Genomic DNA, 21217 nt, shown 5'->3' with positions numbered 1-21217 from the left:
GCTTGGGCAGTGATGTATAAAGGAGATGGAAGAATGGACAAGACAGGATACATATTGATGGAAAACGGTAATAAGATTTCTTTTAAACTTTTTCCGAATGAAGCACCGAATACCGTTGCCAACTTCGAGAAACTGGCCAACAATAACTTCTACGACGGGCTCACATTCCACCGTGTTATTGACGGGTTTGTAAGCCAAGGAGGTTGCCCAAACGGAAATGGTACCGGATCAGCTGGCTATACAATAAAATGTGAAACGGAAGGTAATCCGCATCACCATGTTGAAGGGTCGCTGTCAATGGCCCATGCAGGGAAGGATACTGGAAGTTGTCAGTTTTTTATCGTTCATGAACAACAGCCACATCTGGATGGCGTTCATACCGTTTTTGGGCAGGTCACTTCCGGGATTGAATATGCGAAAGCAATGAAAAATGGTGACGTCATGAAAGAAGTAAAGGTCTTTTCCGAATAAAGATTAGCTATGGTTATCGTTCTATTGCTTTACCTTGTGTTTATCGCCGGTCCTATCGGTACAATTACGCATGAGCTTGGTCACGCATTTGGTGCTAAATGGGTCGGAGCCAACAAAATTGTTCTTTCAATTGGTTCAGGTAAAGTTATTCACCATAGCGAATGGAATAATATGTCCATTTACATTCATACGCTTTTCTTTTTAGGCGGCATGACTTATAGTGAAACAACAGTACCATATCACCGGAAAGAAGTGATTTTGATAGCGCTCGCCGGCCCGTTGCTTAGTGCTCTGGCAGCCGCCTTATGTTTTGTATTCTACTTGTTTTATCCGGGCGATTATATGATGCTTCTGATACTATTGCATTTATGGATTGCTTTTATTAATTTCATTCCATTTCATTTTAGAGGAAAACAATCGGATGGATATACGATTTATAAAGCAATCGCCTTTAAATAAAAGCACCGTTTGCTTAATGGAAGACTGGTAATGCTTGTTAAAGCGTAAATCGAATACAAGTGAACGCAAAAAATTCCAGTTAATTAATATTTATTTCATGCTTAAAATCGTATTCGTTTAGATTTGTTTTTTTAGGAAAAGAGCCGCTCCACTTAGGATTCTAATTGCTTACGATGTTTGATAACAGTTAAATTATTTTGCTCTTAGTGGCTGGCAAGTCATTTCATAATGAGGGATATGTATGTTAATACGTTACAAGAAGAATAACGAAAAAATTGCAATGGGTTTGCTGTCTTTTATGCCTGAAGAAAAGGATGTTAAAAAACTGCAGCAGACAATCAAAGAATACGAGACCAATGATAACTGGCACCTTTTTCTCTGGAAGGAAGAGGATGTAATAGGAGCAATTGGTATCAGGATTGAGGATGATATTAACGCTGTCATCCAGCATATATCGGTCAATCCTTCCCATCGCAATTCGGGAGTCGGCAAAAAGATGGTGAACGAAGTACATGATATGTATGGGGATAAATATGCAGTCTGTGCCGACGATTTGACACAGCAATTTTATAATAAGTGTAGTGACACCGAGCAGCAAAATGATAAAAATGACTAAACGAAAGCCAGCTCTTTAGAAAAGCTGGCTTTCGTCTGTGATGCGTGCAGATGAATTTGTACCGTTAGTTACATCCAAGCAGCGCCGACGATAATCAGGAGAATGAACAATACAACGATCAGCGAAAATCCTCCGCCATAATTGTAACCCATAGTGATATTCCTCCTTTTTTGCTTAACGGATAAATGTTTTTTTGGCCAACATTTATCTTACATTAATAACCTATGAAATTATCTGCTATGTTGTATAGGCGATTACGCTAAATCACTCATATTTCAATTGTTTATGAAAGGAGGCGGGTTGTGGATCAATCATATCGTGTTAAGTTGGACACATTCGAAGGGCCTTTAGATCTTTTGCTGCATTTGGTCAATCAGTACGAAATAGATATTTATGATATTCCTGTTGCACAAATAACAGAACAGTATATGCATTATATACATACCATGCAACAGCTTGAGCTGAATATAGCGAGTGAATATCTCGTTATGGCTGCAACATTACTGGAAATCAAAAGTCAAATGCTCCTTCCGAAACAGGAAATAGAAGACCCTGATGAAGAATATATGGAAGACCCTCGCGAGGAATTGATGCAGCGTCTAGTTGAGTATCGCAAATATAAAGAAGCTGCACAACAACTGAAAGAAAAAGAAGCAGAATCCAGGCAAACGTTTATGAGACCACCTACTGCCTTTTTGCATGCAGAAATAACCCGTCCGGAGCAAAAAGGGGATATTTCCATATATGATATGCTGGATGCACTAAAGCGAATGACTGAGCGACATAAATGGACTGAACCACTGGAAACAAAAGTTAAAAGTGGGGATATACCGCTTGAGAAGCGAATGACGGAAGTGCTCAATACAGTAAAACAAAGCAGGAATGGTATAGCGTTTGAACAACTGTTTGCGTATCCATCGCGATCTCATATCGTTGTTACATTTATCGCCATTTTGGAATTGATGAAAAACAATGAAGTTACCTGCCGCCAAGAAAAGCACTTTGGTGAATTATATGTTTTCAATAACTTGGGGGAATAATCGTGGAAATGAATGCATTAAAAGCTATAACAGAGGGGTTACTGTTTGCTAGTGGAGACGAAGGGGTAACTGTCAGCCAGCTTGCACGTATTCTTGATATAACGAACGAAGCGGTTGAACATGTGCTGGAAGAATTGGAATATGATTATGGAAATACGGACCGAGGTATACTGCTGATGCGGTCACACAATGGAGTCCATCTGACAACGAAGCCGGAGTACAGCTCGTATTTCAAAAAACTCCTCGAAACAGCACAATCTTCAAAAATGTCACAAGCAGCCTTGGAGACATTAGCTATTATAGCTTATCAGCAGCCTATTACCAGGACGGAAATCGAGGAAATACGTGGGGTGAAAAGTGATCGGCCAATACAGACATTAATGAACAGATCACTGATTGAGGAGGCAGGTCGAAAAGAAGGCGTTGGACGGCCAATCTTATTCGCCACATCAAAGGAATTTCTTACATATTTTGGTTTAACGTCACTGGATGAGCTGCCACCCCTTCCGGAAGATTTCAGTGAACAGGAGTTTGAACGAGAGGCTAATCTGTTTTTTGAGAATTTTCACGAACCAGTTGATGAGTAACAACTACACATACAATTTTCCGAATCCTTACTAGATGTAAGGATTTTTTGTTTACAGATAGGCTGTCCAATTTCAGTCATATGTTCCTGTCTAGTAAGCATAAACTGTACAGATACCACATCTGCAGGAGGAGAAGTTATGCGTGGATATGCAGTTTTAATGATTGTTTTTTTTCTTGTTAGTACCTTGATATCGCCGTCTGTCGGACAAGCGAAGCCCGGGATATCGGCGAATAATGCCGTCTTGATGGAACAGTCCTCGGGGAGAGTACTATATGATAAGCAAGCACATGAACAGCGGTCGATTGCAAGCATTACGAAGATCATGACCGCAATCATTGCCATCGAGTCGGGGAAGTTGGATGAGACGGTGACTGTCAGCAATCGAGCAGTCCATGCGATTGGATCATCTATATACTTAGAAAAAGGAGAAAAAATCAAGCTGAAAGATCTTGTGTACGGATTAATGCTTCGTTCCGGAAATGACGCGGCCGTTGCTATTAGTGAGTATGTCGGCGGAAGTGTAGAGGGATTCGTCCATTTGATGAACAAAAAAGCAAGTTGGATCGGTATGACAAACTCCTCATTCGCTAACCCACATGGCCTTGATGCCGACAATCATTATTCCACCGCGTATGATATGGCATTATTGATGCGCTATGCAATGGATAATAATGTTTTCAGACAGGTGACGCAAACAAAGGTTTATAAATCAGATGACCAAAAATATGTCTGGCGTAACAAACATAAATTACTGACGTCACGCTACCAATACACCATAGGAGGGAAAACCGGCTACACAAGTACGGCTGGTAGAACATTGGTGACAGCTGCAAAAAAAGACGATATGGAGCTGATTGCTGTAACATTAAACGCTTCCGCTGATTGGAATGACCATATTGGAATGTTTGAATGGGGGTTTGAAAACTATGATATGACAACAATTTCCGAAAAGGGGTTATCCAGGTATAACATCGAGAGTACCGGCAATCAAGTCACCGGTTATTTACAACAAAACGTAAACGTTCCACTTACAAAAGATGAACAGCTACAAATAGATAAAAAGTCATTTATATTAAAAGGTTCCCAGCGTTCGGGGGAAGATGTAATAGGTAAAACGGTATTTTTTTCAGGTAGCATTCCGATTGCTGAAACACCTATATACGCCAAACGTGAACGCAAAACCGATTTCCTTGATCACGTCGTATCCATATATAGGCAAATAGCTAGGGTTGATATCAATGGTTAATATCATATGGGCTGCAATGGCAATTATCGGCATCGTTTATGCGATGTTTAATGGAACGATGGACAAGGTTAATGAAGCATTGTTTGAAAGTGCTGAAGAGGCTGTGACTTTATCAATTGGGTTGATCAGTATATTGGTTTTTTGGCTTGGAATGATGAAAGTTGCTGAAAAGGCTGGTATCCTTACATTTCTGTCTAAATTGTTCAGGCCGATTATTATCAGGTTATTTCCCGATATACCAAAAGACCATCCGGCGATTGGCTATATTCTATCAAACATTACAGCCAATATATTTGGTCTAGGCAATGCTGCAACCCCAATGGGCATTAAAGCGATGGAGCAAATGAAAGAATTGAGCGGTTCGGATGAAGCTTCCAGGTCCATGATTACATTTTTGGCATTAAATACGTCAAGTTTAACCATTATACCAACGACAGTCATATCAATCCGGATGCAGTATGATTCGGTTTCCCCCACTGAAATCGTTGGTACAACAATCATTGCAACGCTCATATCTTCTGTTAGCGCGCTGTTGATTGACCGTTTCTTTTATTATAGAAGTCTTAGGAGGAAATGATTTATGGGTATAATAACAACAATCAGCACCTGGCTAATCCCCTGTTTCATCGCGATTGTCCTTATTGTATCAACATGGAAACGTGTTCCTGCTTATGAAGTGTTTGTTGAAGGGGGGAAAGATGGTGTCAGAATGGCATTCTCTTTACTCCCCTTTTTAGTGGGGATGATCGTTGCTATATCCATTTTACGAAGTTCCGGTGCCCTTGAGGCGTTTATTCAGCTTATTTCTCCGTTGCTGGTAAGCATCGGGGTACCACCGGAAATCATTCCGCTAGCGCTCGTCAGACCCATTTCAGGAACAGCTGCATTAGGAATGACCACCGAATTAATTGGTACACACGGCCCTGATTCGTTTATTGGCAGACTTGCCTCAACCATGCAGGGAAGCACCGATACAACACTGTATATATTAACTGTCTACTTCGGTGCAATCGGCATACGAAAAATGCATTATGCATTAAAAGTTGGACTACTTGCCGATCTTGTTGGTATAATTGCTTCTATAGTTGTAGTTACGTTATTATTTGGATAAACCTTGCAACTGGCGTTAACTATATAGTTAACGCTATTATTATGGTAACAATAAGGGAAAACGGTGATATAATGACAAACACGAAAGAACGGCTACAAAAAGTGATTGCCCAAAGCGGTGTGACGTCCAGAAGGAAAGCGGAAAAGCTAATTGTAGACGGTAAAGTGAAGGTTAACGGGAAAGTGATAACGGAATTGGGAACAAAAGTGTCTGCTCAAGATAAGATTGAGGTAAATGGCGTTCGACTGGAAAAGGAGGAACCCGTTTATTATCTTTTTTATAAACCTAGGGAAGTTATTTCAAGCTTGAAAGATGATAAAGGAAGGACAGTAGTAACCGATTATCTTGGTGATATCCCAGAACGTATATACCCCATCGGTAGGCTTGACTACGACACTTCAGGTATCCTTCTGCTGACAAATGATGGAGCGTTCGCTAACCAATTAATGCACCCGAGATATGAGATTGATAAAATATATGTGGCCAAAGTTAAAGGGATTCCAACCAAGAAAGAGCTTCAAGAACTAAAAAAAGGTATTCATTCCAATAATGAGCTATTAAAAGCGGTCAAATACAAAGTACTTGAAACTGATAAGAGAAAAAATGCCACAATATTGGAGATCACACTACATGAAGGAAAGAATAGACATATCCGTCGAATGATGGAGGAACTTGGCTACCCGGTTATGAAGCTGAAACGGGAAAAGTATGGCATCCTCGATTTGCAAGGGTTGCATCCCGGTAACTTTCGTCGTCTTACACCGCATGAAGTGAAAAAAATGCGTCATTCAGCTACCAATGAAAATTGTTGAATAATAGTCAAAATTGCCGTAGCAGTTCAATGATACAATAACGTCGGAGGTGAATGACCATGAGTGTTGAAAAGGCAAAAGCTGCAAAGAAAAACAAAAAACGAAACCGGTTGATTTTCCGGACAATTATTTTAGCCCTATTGCTTGTTGCGGTCATATATGCGTTAGTATCGAATTTTAATAAAGATAAAACAGACATCAGTGTTGGCTCACAAGCACCTGATTTCAAATTAGAACAAATCAATGATAATAATGATCTAGAAAACGTAAAACTGAGTGATTATGAGGGTAAAGGTGTTATGCTCAATTTTTGGGGAACATGGTGTGATCCTTGTAAAAAGGAAATGCCCTATATGCAGTCCCTCTATCCCGAATATAAGAAAAAAGGTGTCGAAATCATAGCAGTCAATCTTGATACGACAAAGCTTGTTGTGGATAAATTTATCAATAAGTTCGATTTAACATTCCCTGTTCCATATGACTCCAACAAAGAGGTGCGGGACAGTTATCAAGTTGGAAACATTCCAAGCACGTTTTTTATTAATCCTGACGGGGAAATAGTAGAAATGGTTGAAGGCGGAATGACGCTGAACAAAATAGAGGGCTATTTGCAACAGATACTGCCTGAACAGTAAATGAATGCACCAATTGCGAGGGATACGAATGAATAAAATAAAATGTGAGTGCGGCCATGTCAATCCAGAGGGAACGGTCCTTTGCGAAGCATGTGGTAAACCGGTTGAAGGCAACCAGCATATTGATGGAAATGACCAACGGAAACTTCTTAATATGCGGTATGATGGCAGTGCACGCCGATCGCAAACTTACAATAAATCAATTGTTGATAAAATATGGAATTTCTTTTCTTCCGTTAAAGTCGGGGTGTGGCTGATTGTTTTGGCTTTAATTGCATCGGCGATAGGGACCATTTTCCCGCAAGAACAATACATACCGGCGGATGCGACGTCCCGCGCTCCATCTGTTTTTTATGAAGCACAATATGGAACAATAGGGCAAATATACTATCAACTGGGCTTTCATAACCTGTATGGATCTTGGTGGTACATGCTCTTGATTGCACTCATCGGCGTTTCACTAGTTATTTGTAGTATTGATCGCTTTGTTCCGCTGTATAAAGCTCTAAGAATGCAGAAACCGAAGCGTCATACTACATTCCTCAAAAGGCAGCGCCTATTCAGTGAAACGGAACAAGTATCAGCCGATGAAAAAGAGAAGTTGGTTTCCGGATTGAAAAAGCAACGTTATAAAGTGTGGGAAGAAAACGGACACGTACTTGCTGAGAAGGGACGTTTTTCCCGTTGGGGTCCTTACGTCAATCATATCGGTCTTATTCTTGTCCTCATTGCAGCATTATTACGTATGACGACATTTATGTATATTGATGATTATGTTTGGGTAAGGGAAGGTGAACAAACCGTCATACCTGGCACTGAAGGGGAGTATTACATTAAGAATAAAGATTTTATTCTGGAAACTTATGACGAAAATGACGAACGGTTTAAAGAAGCAATAAATAAACAAGGTAACGTCGCTAAAAATTACCAGACCAATGCAATCATTTATAAGAAAAAAGGCGACAATGTCGCAGGTGCCGATCCGGAGTTGGAAAAAGTGACGGAAGAAAAAATTCGCATGAATCATCCGTTAAAGTTTGACGGATATACACTATATCAAGCCGGTTATCAACAAAATGAATTTAAAAGTATGACCTTTAAAGTCCATGAAACCGACGACCCTAAGGAAACATCGCTCGGTTCATTTACCATCGACTTGACCGAGCCAAAAGATAAATACCAATTGGATGATGGCTTCAGTGTCGATGTCACTCAATATTATCCGGACTATGAACTAGAAGAAGATGAACCGGCATCTGAAACACCTTATCCGAGAAACCCGGCATTTGTTTTTACTGTCCATCCTCCAGAGAATGAAGAACCAGAAACGAGTTTCGTCGGCATTGGTAAAAACATCGATGCTACGGGGGAAAATGACTACAAATTGGGGATAGAAAACTTTGACACACGATATGTAAGTGGGTTAACTGTCAGACGTGATTACACATTGCCACTTTTTATCATTGGGGCAGCCATTTTTATGATAGGTGTCATTCAAGGCATGTACTGGCAGCATCGCAGAATCTGGTTGCATCCAAAGGAAGAAGGCATCATGGTTGCAGGTCATACAAATAAGAACTGGTTCGGCTTGAAAAAAGATATAGAACAAGTTATAGCCGATACCAATGTGAACATGGTTGATGACCAACTGGAAACGGATTAAACCGACTAAGTGTACTTGAAGGAGGATATATATGGATTCACTAATCAACGTCAGTAGTACCATGCTGTATACGGCGTTCATCCTTTATTTGATTGCCACCTTTTTCTTTGGTGCCACAATAAGAGATAAAAACAAAGGCTCTCACAAAGGGATTGGCGTAAGCGGAAAAATCGGGATTACGATCACAATTATTGGATTTCTAGCGCAGATTGTCTACTTCATTACAAGATGGATCGCAAGTAAGCATGCTCCTGTCAGTAATTTATTTGAATTTATGACATTTTTCGGCATGGCGCTTGTTTTTGCGTTCATCATCCTTTATTTTATTTATAAATTGAATATTTTAGGATTATTTGCATTACCAATAGCAATCATTGTTATCGCGTATGCAAGTATGTTTCCAACAGAAATTGCACCACTTGTCCCTTCGCTGCAGAGTAACTGGCTGTACATTCACGTAACAACTGTTTCGCTGGGTGAAGCCATTCTATCAATCAGTTTTGTAGCAGGACTGATTTACTTAATCAGACAGATTGATCAGTCCGTCAGCAGTAAGCGGACAACATGGCTAGAGGTTGTTTTGCTTTCCTTGTTTATTTTTGCTGGATTTAGTATTATTTCTACTTCGTTTAATTTGTCAGGATATTCGGCGGAATTTGAGTACAATTTTAACGGTCAAACGGTAACGACCGACTATCATCTACCACCGATAGCCGGACCAAATGAAGGTAACTTGATAACAGGGGACAGAATGAATCCGTTGTTTGAGGCACCGGGTTGGATGAAAGGCGTCAATGCGGCCAGAAAGTTTAACACCGTTATTTGGTCAATATTAACTGGACTGATATTATACGGTTTAGCACGACTGATTCTTCGCAAACGCGTTGGAGCTTTTATTCAGCCATTTCTGCGCAAGGTAAAGCCGGACATGCTTGATGAAGTATCCTATAGGGCAGTTGCCATCGGTTTTCCGGTGTTTACACTAGGCGGTCTGATTTTCGCAGCTATTTGGGCTCAAAAGGCATGGGATCGTTTTTGGGGTTGGGATCCTAAAGAAGTGTGGGCATTGGTTACATTTCTTTTTTATGCGGCATTTTTACACTTGCGCCTTTCAAGAGGGTGGCATGGTGAAAAATCAGCATGGCTTGCCGTAGGAGGATTTGCAATCATTATGTTTAATTTGGTTGCTGTTAACCTTGTGTTAGCAGGCCTTCATTCGTACGCATGAAACATGAGTGTGGGTGTTATATTTTGAAATAGTAGGGGGATTTGCATGGAGAAGAATGCTAAGATTTTGGTTGTCGACGATGAAGACAGGATTCGTCGGCTGGTAAAAATGTATTTAGAAAAAGAAGATTTTATTGTAGAAGAAGCCGAAAATGGTAAGGAAGCATTGGAACTTGCGTTGGATAATGATTATGATGTCATTTTACTTGATATTATGATGCCGGAAATGGATGGCATTGAGGTTACAAAGAAATTACGCAATGAAAAAAATACACCAATTATTATGCTTACGGCCAAAGGGGAAGAATCCAATCGTGTGGAAGGCCTTGAAGTTGGAAGTGATGATTACATTGTAAAACCTTTCAGTCCGAGAGAAGTTGTGCTGCGAGTCAAGGCGATTCTTAGACGAGTCTCTTCTCACGATTATAATGAGGCGGAGACACCGACAAAAAATCTTATTGTGTTCCCTCATCTGACCATTGATTATGATGCACATCGTGTGACGGCAGATGGAGAAGAAGTGAGTCTTACACCAAAAGAATACGAACTTCTATGTTTTATGGCTGAGGTACCTGACAAAGTATTTAGTAGGGAAGTATTGCTTAAAGAAGTTTGGGAGTATGAATTCTTTGGGGATTTACGCACAGTTGACACGCATGTAAAACGCCTCCGCGAAAAACTTACAAAAGTATCCAAGGATGCTGCCAATATGATTGTTACGGTTTGGGGTGTCGGTTACAAATTTGAGGTGGATGATACGTGATGTTTTGGCGCAGTGTTGTAGGTAAACTAGCAATAACCATCTTATTGCTAGTTTCTTTTGTTCTGTTCATCTTAACTATATTATTATTGGAGTTTTTCGAGGATTATCATGTCGAACAGGCGGAAAAGGATATGATGCAAACCGCACAGAAGGTATCCAGGATGATCGAGCAGTATGAAGATCATGATCTTGCCCTGGAAAACGCTTCATTAGTCAAAGACCCGCTCAGTCGAGTTGCTGTTATTTCCGGTGATGGTGCGTTCTGGACCTCAGAAAGTGCGGACAGCGATTTAAACGATCTGAATGCTAAATGGCTGCGTAATGACGAAGAACTGAAGAACGTTTTTGCAAAAGGGGAAAAGGTGAAAAAACAAACCCTTCTTCCTGATACAAATATTGAGGCTTTGGTTGTCGGTAAACCAATCAATCAAAATGGTGCCGTGTTTGTTTACCAATCATTAGATATCGTTAATCAAACCAAGGCTGAAACAACAAAAATTATTTTGCTTGCTGCCGGGATTGCCATTATACTTACAACAATATTTGCTTTTTTCCTATCGACGAGGATTACATCGCCGTTAATTAAAATGCGGGAAGCAGCGATTGACCTTACTAGAGGGGAGTTCAACACGAAGGTACCCATCCTTACCCATGATGAAATCGGTGAATTGGCAATGGCGTTTAACCGGATGGGTAGACAGCTGAAATTTCATATTAATGCCTTAAGGCAGGAAAAGGAGCAATTTTCCGGTATTGTCACTTCCATGGCCGATGGGGTTATAACCCTTAACCGAAATGGTGACATGCTGATTACGAACCGTCCCGCTGAAATGTTCATTGAGAACTTATACTATGAAAATGACCTTACAAACACAAAAGACAATTCCAAAGCTCCAGAACCTTTAAACACGCTACTTCAAAGTGTTATTCAAGATGAAAAGGAAGCGATTCAGGAAATTACCACACAAGGGCGTACATGGGTGATGATTATGACCCCGCTTTATGATCAATCTTATATCCGAGGTGCCGTCGCGGTGCTTCGAGACATGACAGAGGAAAGACGATCAGATAAACTGCGGGAGGATTTTATAGCTAACGTCTCGCATGAACTGCGTACACCTATATCGATGTTACAAGGGTACAGTGAAGCAATCGTTGATGGTGTTGCTGAATCGAAAGAAGAGAAAAACGAACTGGCACAAATCATTCACGATGAATCCATGCGAATGGGCCGTCTTGTCAATGAACTGCTCGACCTGGCGCGTATGGAAGCGGGGCATAATCAATTGAACAAGGAAATGATTGATGCCAGCGCCTATACAAATCGGATCTTGAAAAAATTTAAAGGTCCGGCAGAAGAGAATAATGTTACACTACACTTGGAAAAACACTTGGAGGAAGGAACTATTGCCTTTGACCCGGATCGCATGGAACAAGTCTTCACCAATTTGATTGATAATGCTATCAGGCATACCGGAGAAAATGGTTTTGTAAATGTTACTATTGAAAGTACTGCATCCAACTTTTATGTGTCAATTGAAGACAACGGGGCCGGCATACCGGAAGATGACATACCGTTTGTCTTTGAACGGTTCTACAAGGCGGATAAGTCCCGGACTAGAAATAGGAAGAAGAAGGGTACGGGGCTCGGACTTGCTATTGCAAAAAATATTGTAGAAGCCCATGGTGGCACTATAAACGTTAAAAGCAGAATGAACGAAGGAACAACCTTTGAATTCAACATACCAGTAGAATGAATAGGAGGAATTGGACATGAACAAATGGTTGTTACACATTGCAACATTACTATTCATTGCAGTTTTTGCTGTAGGGTGTAGTGCTGATGAAGCTGAACAGTCCCAGAGTGACAACCAAACTCAACAAACAGAGGAAAATGGAGATATGGAAGAACAGAATGAAGATATCGTTCGAATTACCATATCTAAGGATCATCAGCAGGAATATATAAATGAAAAAGAGATTGAAATTGAAAAAGGCGCGGTTTTGATGGATGTCCTGAAAGAAAATTTCTATGTTAAAACGGCTCCGGATGGTCAAATAACGTCCATTGAACGTGTGGCACCAAAAGAAGACGAGGAAAAAGTTTGGACATTCACTGTAAATGATGAAGTGCCAAATGTTGATGCTACAGCATACGAATTATCACCAGGTGACCAAGTGAGTTTCGATTTACATGCACAGTAATCAACAGCTGAACACTTATTAACCGATACTCCTTGACTTGACGGATACGCTTACTATTGTCTGCTTTAAAGATATGCCCATAATGGGTTTTACTGAAAAATACCAATTTAAACAGATTGGTATTTTTCAGTTTATATAGTAAGTCATTGTAACGTTATAGTAGATTCAGTCGTCAATTAATATGAACGGGGGGTTTGAATGGAATCTACTTTTGCGTACTTCTATGAAAATTATCATGATGATTTATACCAATTTATTTTTTATATGGTCAAAGACAAAGAAACGTGTGAAGACCTCGTTCAGGAAGTCTATATTAAAGTAATGAACTCATATGATTCCTTTAAAGGCGATAGTAGTCCGAAAACATGGCTTTTTTCGATTGCCCGGCATATAACAATTGACTATTTTCGTAAACAAAAACGGAAGCGCAAACGTATTTCTCAGTTGTTTGACTGGAGTGAGAAAGGTGAATTAATCCACGATCAACATCCGCTTCCCGAGGAAATTGCCGTGCAAAATGAAATGATCCAAACTGTTTACCGTTATTTGAATAAATGTACACCAGATCAACGAAGTGTGCTCATTCTACGTTATATTCAGTCCTTCTCGATACAAGAGACTGCCGAAGTATTGAATTTCAGTATTAGTAAAGTGAAAACGACCCAACACCGTGGACTTAAGCAATTGCGAAAATACATTAATCTACAGCAGCAAGAGGGAGGAGATGCATTGTGAAACGATCAGGCGAAAACGAAAAGCAGATCAAAGACGCATTAAAACAAATGCCGAAAATAGAAAGCAATGTTGATAAAGATACATTGTTCCAACGTGTCTCCTCAGAAATCAACGGTCCGGCGGGATTAAGAAAACACAAACGATTTGCTTTTATACCTGTCATTTCTACTATAATGGCCATTGGGTTAGTTCTTTTACTCATTCCGACAATAAATAATTCAATGATTCAAAATACCAATGACAGTTCTGCTGATCAAGCAATGGATAATCATTCTTCGCTTGAAAGATCCGGGCATGATGAAGAATCTAGCAATGACGCACATATAATGCAAGATAAAAAATCATTTGATGCAGCCAACAATGAAGCGGGGATGATGAATAAAGAATCAGATTCACTTATCGTCCAACCTTCTGATGGGGACAAAATGGTCATTCATGGTGCCGTTGGAGATTTACAAGGGCAATATATTATACCGATATCGCTTGTAGTTCCGGAATCATCGAATCGAATGACATATATAAATAAATTGGACAGTTATTTGCAAGAAAGTAAGTGGGGCGTTAATAACTACATGTTTAGCGATATAACTTTCCGTATCGACGATGACAATCATCAGGTGAACGTCAAACTTCCGAAAGATTTTTCTTTACAAGGTTCTTTAAACGCAGCCATGTTTGAGGATCAATTGGCTGTTATGTTTCGTCCATATGGTATAAACAAGGCTGTTTTCAAAAAGCAAGTAAACCTTGGCAAAATTGGAAAAGTCAAACAGTTACCTTTACGTTCAAAGAAGGTAATCTACAAAAAGTACCACGCAGCAGAGAACAAAAGAAAATTTCTTGCGCAGATTCCAATTAACGAACAGGCTGATTTTAGCCAAGCTTTAGCGGAGATGAAAAAAGACGAAGAACCGTTTAATATTTATGAAACAATCCCAAAACAAGCCAATTTATCAGTAGAAACGAATGGTTCGCGGCTCGAAATTGCATTCTCCAATGGGGATAGAATAATTGCCGATCAGAAAGTAATTACAATGATTGATGCAATTTTAATGACGGCTAAAAATTTCGGTTATAAGGAAGTATTATTTTCAAACACAGGGAACGATACAGTTGGACCGTATGACTTAACAAAACCAATCAACGTTCCACTTGGTGCCAATCCTGTCACTCCAGATTCATAAAATCAGTTAAAACGTTCTTAGCGGCAGTGCTCCACTAAGAACGTTTTTCTTTTGACTTTTCAAACAAAAGTGATTATTATTTATATGGAAATAAAAATTCTATTCAACTAGGAACCATCATTTAAGAACAATTGCCCCATAACCGTTCGTCATTCATCCTCAAACTTTAGTGGATCGCCATCAAATGGACAATCAGCAATCTTTATCGAGTCTGTCGGACACCCTTCGTATGCATCCAGTGCATCATCTTCCAAGTTCTCGGGAATTTTGGCCGTCCCCTGATTATCATCAAGAATATGAAAGGCAAGTGCCTCGTCGTTATAATCATACAACTCAGGTGCAGTAACCCCACATGCCCCGCACGCTATACATGTTTCTTGATCGACGATTGTAAATCTAGGCATATCACTCATCCCTTTGCTATATATCCGGCAATAGTCGGATTATCTGTTTGTAGACTGAGGTCGTAATTCAAAACCACAACATGCAGCCGGAACCACAAATACTGCCTCGTAAACTCATTTTTAGTTTAATTATCTATATCTTTATTGTAAAACGGTATTTCGGACATTTCAACTGGTGCGTAACGTGTTAAGATAAAGTAGAATGTGTTGTATGTAAAATTAATGTTGTATTTAAAGGGGGGGATGCCATGCTTTTTGATTATATTATTTTAACAAGCTGCTCCCGATTTCAGAAGGGGAGAAGCATCGCTGCCATTTATCACTTGCTGAAAGGAAAGCGGTCCATTCAAACGCTGCAAGATGCTCGTCTTTATCAATTGGAACATTTTTTCGGTGTGTATCCGACCCTTCGGAAGCAAGACTTTGATCAACGCATACATAAGCTTTGCACGAATAATTATCTTCTGCTGATCAACAAAACGGCCGTATCGCCGTCTAAAGCTGCTTACGAATGGATGAACGACCAAGTGGAAAAGCTGCCGATTCAGTATTTCAATGGAAGTAAGTTCCATCGCTTAGCCCCTGTATTTTTCGAGCGTTTATTGCTACTTATTCAGACACTCACAAACAGTAAAATGGGCAATTTGAACTTTATCCCAGTTGTTGATAAACCAGTCGTAACCGGTTGGGTGAAACAACAATTTTATCAGTGCCGGAATGACTTAGATACGTTTCTCAGCAATCTGTATGATGAACTGCACGCGCTACTCCAGCAATTCTCTGAACTTGAGGCATCTGTTTTCACCGACAGTCTGACTGGTTATCAGCAGTACGGGCTAAGTAGTTTTCAAATCAGTGAAGATTATGGTCTAGATAAACTAGATGTTCCGCTATTAAAAACAGCCATCACTCACCGTATGTTGACCATCATTGGACAGAATCAGGAAACCTGCCCACTTCTGGCACATATCATGAAGGAGCTTCCGAAAGAATCGGAGTTATCTAACTCAGCGGAGAAAACAAAAAACTTACTGGACAACCAATACACGGCTGAAGAGATTGCAACAATCCGAAAGCTAAAATTGAATACCATTTATGATCATTTAGTTGAAATTGCCCTGTACGATGTCCATTTCCCCCTTAGTCAGTATGTAACGCCTGCCGAACAAGCGGAAATCAAAAAAGCCGTACAGAGCACATTGACGTATAAGCTAAAAGATATTAAACAAGAAGTAAACGAATCAATCAGTTATTTTCAAATCCGGCTCGTCTTGGCGGTGGAAAGACTTTCGTGAGTAATCTTATCTTGTTACACAATGGATGAAGAATAAGATGAACAACTATGAAGGAGGGGGACAGATAATGGAAGTGGATAAACATAAGTTAAAAGAGCAGCTACGGGAACAATTTAATCTAGAATCATTCCGGCCAGGACAAGCCGAAATTATCAAAGATGCCCTTTCCGGAAATGATGTATTGGGAATACTTCCTACTGGATCCGGAAAATCATTATGCTACCAATTGCCCGCGACGTTTCTTGGGGGAATGACAATTGTGGTTTCACCACTAATTTCATTAATGGAAGACCAGGTCAGACAGCTAAAAGCGACAGGATTCAAAGCAGTGGCTGCCTTGAACAGTTTTATGAATGTACCGGAAAAAAAACGTGTGCTTCGGGAATTAAATCAATTCAAATTAATTTATTTATCACCGGAACTTTTGCAGTACGATGAGATTTTTCAGCGATTAAAACAGATTTCTATTCGGCTCTTCGTTATTGATGAGGCACATTGCATATCACAATGGGGGCATGAGTTTAGACCAGATTATTTGCGTCTTGGGACAGTTTTAAAATCATTGGGTAATCCCGCTGTCATGGCATTGAGTGCTACAGCGACACCGGAAGTTCAGGACGATATTATTAAATCGTTGAATAGACCTGCCATGAAAAAACATATATACCCGATGGACCGGGACAATATCACGTTTACGGTAAAGGAAGTAAATAGTGATAAAGAAAAACAGAACATCCTTGTCAGTTTATTAAAGCGATATCGTGTCCCAACGCTCATTTATTTTTCCAGCAAACGAAAAACAGAGGAGACTGCTGCACTCCTCACTGAACATGTCCCCTCGCATCGGATTGCATTTTACCATGGAGATATGGATCAAATGGACAGGATAACGATTCAGCAGCAATTTATGAATGACCAACTCGACGTTATTTGCTGCACAAGTGCATTCGGGATGGGGATCAATAAGCACAATATACGTTTGATTGTCCACTTTCACTTCCCACTGCAGATCGAGTCCTACATTCAGGAAATTGGCAGAGCAGGACGTGACGGTAAATCGAGTGTAAGTTTACTCTTATATAGCCCGGCTGATAAAGTAATTCCAAACTCCATCATCGAAAATGAATTGCCTGGGCAGGAAGCGTTGTACAGCATTGCCGGCAAGCTGAAACAATTGGATGCGCTGCCGCCAATGGAAGAGCTGTTGCCAATGTTGGAGTTAAATGAAATTCAATGGCGATTCTTACGCTACCAAATGGAAGAAAATGGTATGATCAGGAATAATACAATTGTTTATCATCAGGACCACTGGAAACACACATTATCGGAAATTAGTAAATTTATCGATAAACGCTCATCATTGAAAATCCGGAAATTATATGAAGTGACTAGCTGGATACAAACAGATAACTGTTTGCGCCAAAAGCTTTATAAAGGATTTCAAAGTACACTTAAACCACCATTATTCGCATGCTGCAGCAACTGCGGGTTTTCCTTTACAAATTGGACACCCGAACAGACGAAAGAAAGTCAACCAGTGCCATCATGGGAATTAAAATTAAAAAATATATTCTTACCCGGGGATGAATATGCAGAAACAGAGTGAACTAATCAAGCAACTATCCGATAAAGAATTACTTATTCAACTGTTTTTCACTCAATTGTTATTATTGGGTACAAGTATTGTACTGAGCCTTCTATTCTTTGATAAGATGGTAATGTGGATTGACTTATTTCGAATAGATATAAATGAAATTATTTATTATGGTATATTAACTGGATGCGTGATTGTTTTCGCTGATTTGCTTCTAATGTATGTGTTTCCAAAGAAATACTATGATGACGGTGGTATAAATGAAAGGATCTTTAAAAATCGCTCGGTGGCGGGGATTTTTTTGATTGCTTTGTCAGTGGCCATCAGTGAAGAACTGTTATTCCGCGGGGTGATCCAGACTGTATTCGGTTATATTACCGCAAGCTGTTTGTTTGCATTGATTCATGTTCGTTATTTTAAAAAACCCGTATTGTTCATTTCTGTCCTGATTGTGAGCTTTTATATCGGATATATATTTGTTATTACGGAAAACTTGGCTGTAACCATTATGGCACATTTCACTGTTGATTTTATTTTAGGAATGATTATTCGTTTTCAAAAGTGGGGTGGGGTTAGTGACTAAAGAAACAAAGGAATACGACGACCAAGCTAAAGATTTAAGAGAACTGCTTCAAGAAGTAGAAAGCGCAGAAATTCAAGATGACCACAGTGAATCTGAAAACGCCAATAATCTTAGCAATGACGAGGAAGACGAGGATGTGAATGATACGAAAAAACAAGAACAAGGGGAGGGGTATGTTAATATACTGGATCTACCACCGCGTAAAGAGGTACACACCGAGAACAAAAAAGGCATTAGATTTAAAATGAACAGCATCACCATTCGTCTACTAACAGTCATCATCATTATAGTTGTGTTAATAGGAGGGGCTTTGTTTCTGTGGGGAGAAGAGCTTGTGGAGTTCATTAAAAGTATGTAGCGAATAGAGGTGCAACTAATAGGCACCTCTATTCCGTTTAGGTTAGGCGGCATACCACCAAGGGAGATTCCCATAATAACAGCCTTATTTTCTGTGCCAAAAACGTTGTTGAGCGATGGCAGAAACAAAGTCATCGCCAAAATTAGGATTGTTTGCTGCAAATACGACACCAGCTAGATTATTATCTTTTGACGCCTGGATATAACATTGTCCAGTCGTTGCCACACCAATCGGTTTATAATGTCTGTATGCTTCATTTACAAAATGCATGATGTTTTGCTCAAATTTTGCTTCACCTTCACTTCTTCCTCCAACAACATAGAGCGAGTCAAACAGAACTGGGTAGGTTGAAGTAAATATCTTATTGGCTTCCAGTTTCGCACCATCTGCTCCTGTGATTGTACCTAGTTTTTCACTGATAATATCGACGAAAACGCCGCAATGCCGTAACGTATCAAGCACACTACATACTTCACGTCCATCAAACCCATTACCAATTAACACGGCAACTTTCTGGGTATAAGCATAATGTGGCGTATTCTCCATGTTAAGTGCTGGAGAACTAGCAGATACAGGAACATTTCCCCCGCTTGGTGGATTGACGTCAATGTTGTCCGCGATGACCGTTGCCATCTCCTTGTCTACATTCGCAAACATATCAACAACTTGCTGTCTGACCGATTTACTTTGTACATATCCTAGGTGAAAGTTGAACGTCTCCACAATATTTTGTTTTTCCACAGGTGGCATACTGTTCCAAAAAAGTCTAGATTGTGAAAAGAAATCATAAAACGATTCGCTTGGGCGTTCTCTCGTTTTGTACCCCGCTACTTCCTCGGGGTAGTGTGCGTACCCACCTTTTTCGGGAGGTGTCTCTGACGGTGTATTATTAGCTAAAGAGTTTTCATGATAGTGAACGGAATCAACATCAATACGATGTCTCACATCACTTTGTCGCTGGTTAAAATTTCTTTCAACGATTGGTTGGTTGACTGGTATATCATTAATATTACCTGTTCCTAATCGGTGATAATCCGTATCTCTGTAGGCAAACGATCTGCCCTGCAAGACGGGATCATTGGTAAAGTCAATTCCCGGAACAACCGTTGATGGATCGAATGAAGATTGTTCTTCCTCTGAAAAGAAGTTATCCACCGGTCGATTTAGTGTCATCTTACCAATAATTTCAACAGGAACGACTTCCTCCGGCCATAATTTTGTATCATCTAAAATATCAAAATCATATTTACATTCATCTTCTTCAGGAATTAACTGTACACCTAACTCATATTCTGGATAAGCACCACGTTCAATCGCCTCATATAAATCTCGTCGATGAAAATCCGGATCGACCCCTCCAATGATATTTGCCTCATCGAGCAATAAAGAATGGACACCAAGAACAGGTTTCCAAACAAACCGGACGAAGGTCGATTTCCCATGTTCGTTGATAAACCGAAATGTATTAACCGGCCAAGCTTCCATCATTCGCCAGCTTCTCGGGCGACCTCGGCTGGACATTAGCCACATAATAAAATGGGCGATTTCCTGATTGTTGGCAATATAATCCCAGGCATTATCGTGCGCAATAGTGGCTTGTGGAACATCGGTACGTGGATTCGGTTTAACCGCGTGCACAAAATCCGGGAATTTCATCGCATCCATAACAGAAAAGACGGCAAACGAGAGCGCCAGCATATCATAATTGCCTTCTTGCGTGTAAAACTTGGTTGCAAATCCGCGTATATCGACGGCAGTATCCTTGGAGCCTTTATTTCCAATAAAAGTAGAAAAACGGACAAATACAGGTGTCTTGCAGCCTGGTTCTTGCAAAAAGTGAGCTTTTGTAACATGGCGCATGGATTTGTATAATTCAAATTCCCCATACACTCCATCACCTCTGGCATGAACCACTTTTTCCGGAATTCGTTCCCGATTAAAATGCGACTGTTTTTTATAAAAATGGAAGTCCTGAAATAATGTAGGGCCACGTCTACCTGCCCGTAATGACCACCTATCATTCGAAATTTTTAGCCCGGCATCACTTGTTAAATCCTTGCCCGGACCTGTGTTGGCTTCCCGGTATTGTTCCAGTTGCTCATCTTTCTCATTCTTCCCGGTTTTCTTGTAGTATCTTGATGAATCATCCATGTAATCACCCATCCTATCATTGAATTTTGAACACAATACAACTCTATGCCGGTGTAAATTTGTCCTATTCAGGTTT

24 protein-coding genes are annotated in these 21217 nt (G+C 40.1%); 21 read left to right on the top strand and 3 right to left on the bottom strand.

Annotated features, from left to right (window positions below; translation table 11 throughout):
• The first annotated feature begins 33 nt into the window (after positions 1-33).
• The 3 genes from FFL34_RS00300 (at position 34) to FFL34_RS00290 (ending at position 1546) form a co-directional block, all read left to right on the top strand.
• A complete protein-coding gene (locus FFL34_RS00300) occupies positions 34-471 on the top strand; it encodes a peptidylprolyl isomerase (RefSeq protein ID WP_138600299.1) in 438 nt (145 codons plus the stop codon).
• A gap of 9 nt (positions 472-480) precedes the next feature.
• On the top strand, positions 481-930 hold the full coding sequence (locus tag FFL34_RS00295; protein ID WP_138600297.1) for a site-2 protease family protein: 450 nt from the start codon (positions 481-483) through the stop codon (positions 928-930).
• A 241-nt stretch (positions 931-1171) separates the two neighbouring features.
• Positions 1172-1546 (top strand): GNAT family N-acetyltransferase, encoded by a 375-nt coding sequence (locus FFL34_RS00290; RefSeq protein WP_138600295.1) that lies wholly within the window; start codon positions 1172-1174, stop codon positions 1544-1546.
• Positions 1547-1614: 68 nt separating this feature from the next.
• Here the strand turns inward: FFL34_RS00290 and FFL34_RS00285 are convergent, their stop codons facing one another.
• Positions 1615-1698: a YjcZ family sporulation protein gene (locus FFL34_RS00285; RefSeq protein ID WP_129674678.1), complete on the bottom strand. Its 84-nt coding sequence runs from the start codon at positions 1696-1698 to the stop codon at positions 1615-1617.
• A 150-nt stretch (positions 1699-1848) separates the two neighbouring features.
• Here FFL34_RS00285 and FFL34_RS00280 point away from each other — a divergent pair, with 150 nt between their 5' ends.
• The 14 genes from FFL34_RS00280 (at position 1849) to FFL34_RS00215 (ending at position 14756) form a co-directional block, all read left to right on the top strand.
• Positions 1849-2586, top strand: coding sequence for a segregation/condensation protein A (locus FFL34_RS00280; protein ID WP_138600293.1), 738 nt, complete (start codon positions 1849-1851; stop codon positions 2584-2586).
• A 2-nt stretch (positions 2587-2588) separates the two neighbouring features.
• Positions 2589-3173, top strand: coding sequence for an SMC-Scp complex subunit ScpB (gene scpB, locus FFL34_RS00275; protein WP_138600291.1), 585 nt, complete (start codon positions 2589-2591; stop codon positions 3171-3173).
• 138 nt (positions 3174-3311) lie between these two features.
• Entirely contained in the window at positions 3312-4421 is a 1110-nt protein-coding gene (locus tag FFL34_RS00270) for a D-alanyl-D-alanine carboxypeptidase family protein (protein ID WP_138600289.1), read from the top strand.
• On the top strand, positions 4414-4998 hold the full coding sequence (locus FFL34_RS00265) for a nucleoside recognition domain-containing protein (RefSeq protein WP_138600287.1): 585 nt from the start codon (positions 4414-4416) through the stop codon (positions 4996-4998). The genes FFL34_RS00270 and FFL34_RS00265 overlap by 8 nt, the downstream gene beginning before the upstream one ends.
• 3 nt (positions 4999-5001) lie before the next feature.
• Positions 5002-5532 (top strand): spore maturation protein, encoded by a 531-nt coding sequence (locus FFL34_RS00260; protein ID WP_138600285.1) that lies wholly within the window; start codon positions 5002-5004, stop codon positions 5530-5532.
• A 71-nt stretch (positions 5533-5603) separates the two neighbouring features.
• Positions 5604-6344: a pseudouridine synthase gene (locus FFL34_RS00255; RefSeq protein WP_138600283.1), complete on the top strand. Its 741-nt coding sequence runs from the start codon at positions 5604-5606 to the stop codon at positions 6342-6344.
• 59 nt (positions 6345-6403) lie between these two features.
• Positions 6404-6979, top strand: coding sequence for a thiol-disulfide oxidoreductase ResA (gene resA, locus FFL34_RS00250; RefSeq protein ID WP_138600281.1), 576 nt, complete (start codon positions 6404-6406; stop codon positions 6977-6979).
• A 28-nt stretch (positions 6980-7007) separates the two neighbouring features.
• A complete protein-coding gene (resB, locus tag FFL34_RS00245; RefSeq protein ID WP_138600279.1) occupies positions 7008-8642 on the top strand; it encodes a cytochrome c biogenesis protein ResB in 1635 nt (544 codons plus the stop codon).
• A gap of 31 nt (positions 8643-8673) precedes the next feature.
• Positions 8674-9870, top strand: coding sequence for a c-type cytochrome biogenesis protein CcsB (gene ccsB / locus FFL34_RS00240; RefSeq protein WP_138600277.1), 1197 nt, complete (start codon positions 8674-8676; stop codon positions 9868-9870).
• Between the two features lie 45 nt (positions 9871-9915).
• Complete coding sequence (locus FFL34_RS00235) at positions 9916-10632, top strand: response regulator transcription factor (protein ID WP_138600275.1); 717 nt, start codon at positions 9916-9918, stop codon at positions 10630-10632.
• Positions 10632-12389: an ATP-binding protein gene (locus FFL34_RS00230; RefSeq protein WP_138604621.1), complete on the top strand. Its 1758-nt coding sequence runs from the start codon at positions 10632-10634 to the stop codon at positions 12387-12389. The genes FFL34_RS00235 and FFL34_RS00230 overlap by 1 nt, the downstream gene beginning before the upstream one ends.
• Before the next feature lie 16 nt (positions 12390-12405).
• The gene (locus tag FFL34_RS00225) at positions 12406-12837 is read left to right on the top strand and encodes a DUF4430 domain-containing protein (RefSeq protein ID WP_138600273.1); all 432 of its coding nucleotides are present in this window, start codon (positions 12406-12408) and stop codon (positions 12835-12837) included.
• A gap of 198 nt (positions 12838-13035) precedes the next feature.
• Positions 13036-13572 carry an RNA polymerase sigma factor SigX gene (sigX, locus tag FFL34_RS00220; protein WP_138600271.1) on the top strand — a complete coding sequence of 179 codons (537 nt, stop codon included), beginning with the start codon at positions 13036-13038 and terminating at the stop codon, positions 13570-13572.
• A complete protein-coding gene (locus FFL34_RS00215) occupies positions 13569-14756 on the top strand; it encodes a hypothetical protein (protein WP_138600269.1) in 1188 nt (395 codons plus the stop codon). The genes sigX and FFL34_RS00215 overlap by 4 nt, the downstream gene beginning before the upstream one ends.
• Positions 14757-14905: 149 nt before the next feature.
• On the opposite strand, the gene FFL34_RS00210 is transcribed toward FFL34_RS00215, so the two are convergent.
• Entirely contained in the window at positions 14906-15160 is a 255-nt protein-coding gene (locus FFL34_RS00210) for a ferredoxin (RefSeq protein ID WP_138600267.1), read from the bottom strand.
• A 248-nt stretch (positions 15161-15408) separates the two neighbouring features.
• Between FFL34_RS00210 and FFL34_RS00205 the strand changes: the two genes are divergently transcribed.
• The 4 genes from FFL34_RS00205 (at position 15409) to FFL34_RS00190 (ending at position 18990) form a co-directional block, all read left to right on the top strand.
• Positions 15409-16455 (top strand): YpbB family protein, encoded by a 1047-nt coding sequence (locus FFL34_RS00205; protein ID WP_138600265.1) that lies wholly within the window; start codon positions 15409-15411, stop codon positions 16453-16455.
• Between the two features lie 67 nt (positions 16456-16522).
• On the top strand, positions 16523-18061 hold the full coding sequence (locus FFL34_RS00200; protein ID WP_138600263.1) for a RecQ family ATP-dependent DNA helicase: 1539 nt from the start codon (positions 16523-16525) through the stop codon (positions 18059-18061).
• Positions 18045-18632, top strand: a complete 588-nt coding sequence (locus FFL34_RS00195) for a CPBP family intramembrane glutamic endopeptidase (RefSeq protein WP_318279443.1) — start codon at positions 18045-18047, stop codon at positions 18630-18632. Before FFL34_RS00200 ends, FFL34_RS00195 begins: the two co-directional genes overlap by 17 nt.
• Positions 18625-18990: a hypothetical protein gene (locus FFL34_RS00190; RefSeq protein WP_138600259.1), complete on the top strand. Its 366-nt coding sequence runs from the start codon at positions 18625-18627 to the stop codon at positions 18988-18990. Before FFL34_RS00195 ends, FFL34_RS00190 begins: the two co-directional genes overlap by 8 nt.
• A gap of 84 nt (positions 18991-19074) precedes the next feature.
• Here FFL34_RS00190 and FFL34_RS00185 read toward each other — a convergent pair whose 3' ends face one another.
• Entirely contained in the window at positions 19075-21141 is a 2067-nt protein-coding gene (locus tag FFL34_RS00185) for a catalase (RefSeq protein ID WP_138600257.1), read from the bottom strand.
• Positions 21142-21217: the final 76 nt, after the last annotated feature.

Source organism: Lentibacillus cibarius (genome assembly GCF_005887555.1).
Taxonomy (GTDB): domain Bacteria; phylum Bacillota; class Bacilli; order Bacillales; family Amphibacillaceae; genus Lentibacillus; species Lentibacillus cibarius.
This window is presented reverse-complemented; position numbering and strand designations above follow the sequence as displayed.

Excerpts from the sequence above, each read along its gene's own strand:
- FFL34_RS00185 (WP_138600257.1), bottom strand. The coding sequence starts at position 21,141 with ATGGATGATTCATCAAGATACTACAAGAAAACCGGGAAGAATGAGAAA.
- sigX (WP_138600271.1), top strand. The coding sequence starts at position 13,036 with ATGGAATCTACTTTTGCGTACTTCTATGAAAATTATCATGATGATTTA.
- FFL34_RS00290 (WP_138600295.1), top strand. The coding sequence starts at position 1,172 with ATGTTAATACGTTACAAGAAGAATAACGAAAAAATTGCAATGGGTTTG.
- FFL34_RS00200 (WP_138600263.1), top strand. The coding sequence starts at position 16,523 with ATGGAAGTGGATAAACATAAGTTAAAAGAGCAGCTACGGGAACAATTT.
- FFL34_RS00265 (WP_138600287.1), top strand. The coding sequence starts at position 4,414 with ATGGTTAATATCATATGGGCTGCAATGGCAATTATCGGCATCGTTTAT.
- FFL34_RS00225 (WP_138600273.1), top strand. The coding sequence starts at position 12,406 with ATGAACAAATGGTTGTTACACATTGCAACATTACTATTCATTGCAGTT.
- FFL34_RS00210 (WP_138600267.1), bottom strand. The coding sequence starts at position 15,160 with ATGCCTAGATTTACAATCGTCGATCAAGAAACATGTATAGCGTGCGGG.
- FFL34_RS00295 (WP_138600297.1), top strand. The coding sequence starts at position 481 with ATGGTTATCGTTCTATTGCTTTACCTTGTGTTTATCGCCGGTCCTATC.
- FFL34_RS00205 (WP_138600265.1), top strand. The coding sequence starts at position 15,409 with ATGCTTTTTGATTATATTATTTTAACAAGCTGCTCCCGATTTCAGAAG.
- FFL34_RS00235 (WP_138600275.1), top strand. The coding sequence starts at position 9,916 with ATGGAGAAGAATGCTAAGATTTTGGTTGTCGACGATGAAGACAGGATT.
- resA (WP_138600281.1), top strand. The coding sequence starts at position 6,404 with ATGAGTGTTGAAAAGGCAAAAGCTGCAAAGAAAAACAAAAAACGAAAC.
- FFL34_RS00230 (WP_138604621.1), top strand. The coding sequence starts at position 10,632 with ATGTTTTGGCGCAGTGTTGTAGGTAAACTAGCAATAACCATCTTATTG.
- resB (WP_138600279.1), top strand. The coding sequence starts at position 7,008 with ATGAATAAAATAAAATGTGAGTGCGGCCATGTCAATCCAGAGGGAACG.
- ccsB (WP_138600277.1), top strand. The coding sequence starts at position 8,674 with ATGGATTCACTAATCAACGTCAGTAGTACCATGCTGTATACGGCGTTC.
- FFL34_RS00260 (WP_138600285.1), top strand. The coding sequence starts at position 5,002 with ATGGGTATAATAACAACAATCAGCACCTGGCTAATCCCCTGTTTCATC.
- FFL34_RS00255 (WP_138600283.1), top strand. The coding sequence starts at position 5,604 with ATGACAAACACGAAAGAACGGCTACAAAAAGTGATTGCCCAAAGCGGT.
- FFL34_RS00285 (WP_129674678.1), bottom strand. The coding sequence starts at position 1,698 with ATGGGTTACAATTATGGCGGAGGATTTTCGCTGATCGTTGTATTGTTC.
- FFL34_RS00300 (WP_138600299.1), top strand. The coding sequence starts at position 34 with ATGGACAAGACAGGATACATATTGATGGAAAACGGTAATAAGATTTCT.
- FFL34_RS00270 (WP_138600289.1), top strand. The coding sequence starts at position 3,312 with ATGCGTGGATATGCAGTTTTAATGATTGTTTTTTTTCTTGTTAGTACC.
- FFL34_RS00195 (WP_318279443.1), top strand. The coding sequence starts at position 18,045 with ATGCAGAAACAGAGTGAACTAATCAAGCAACTATCCGATAAAGAATTA.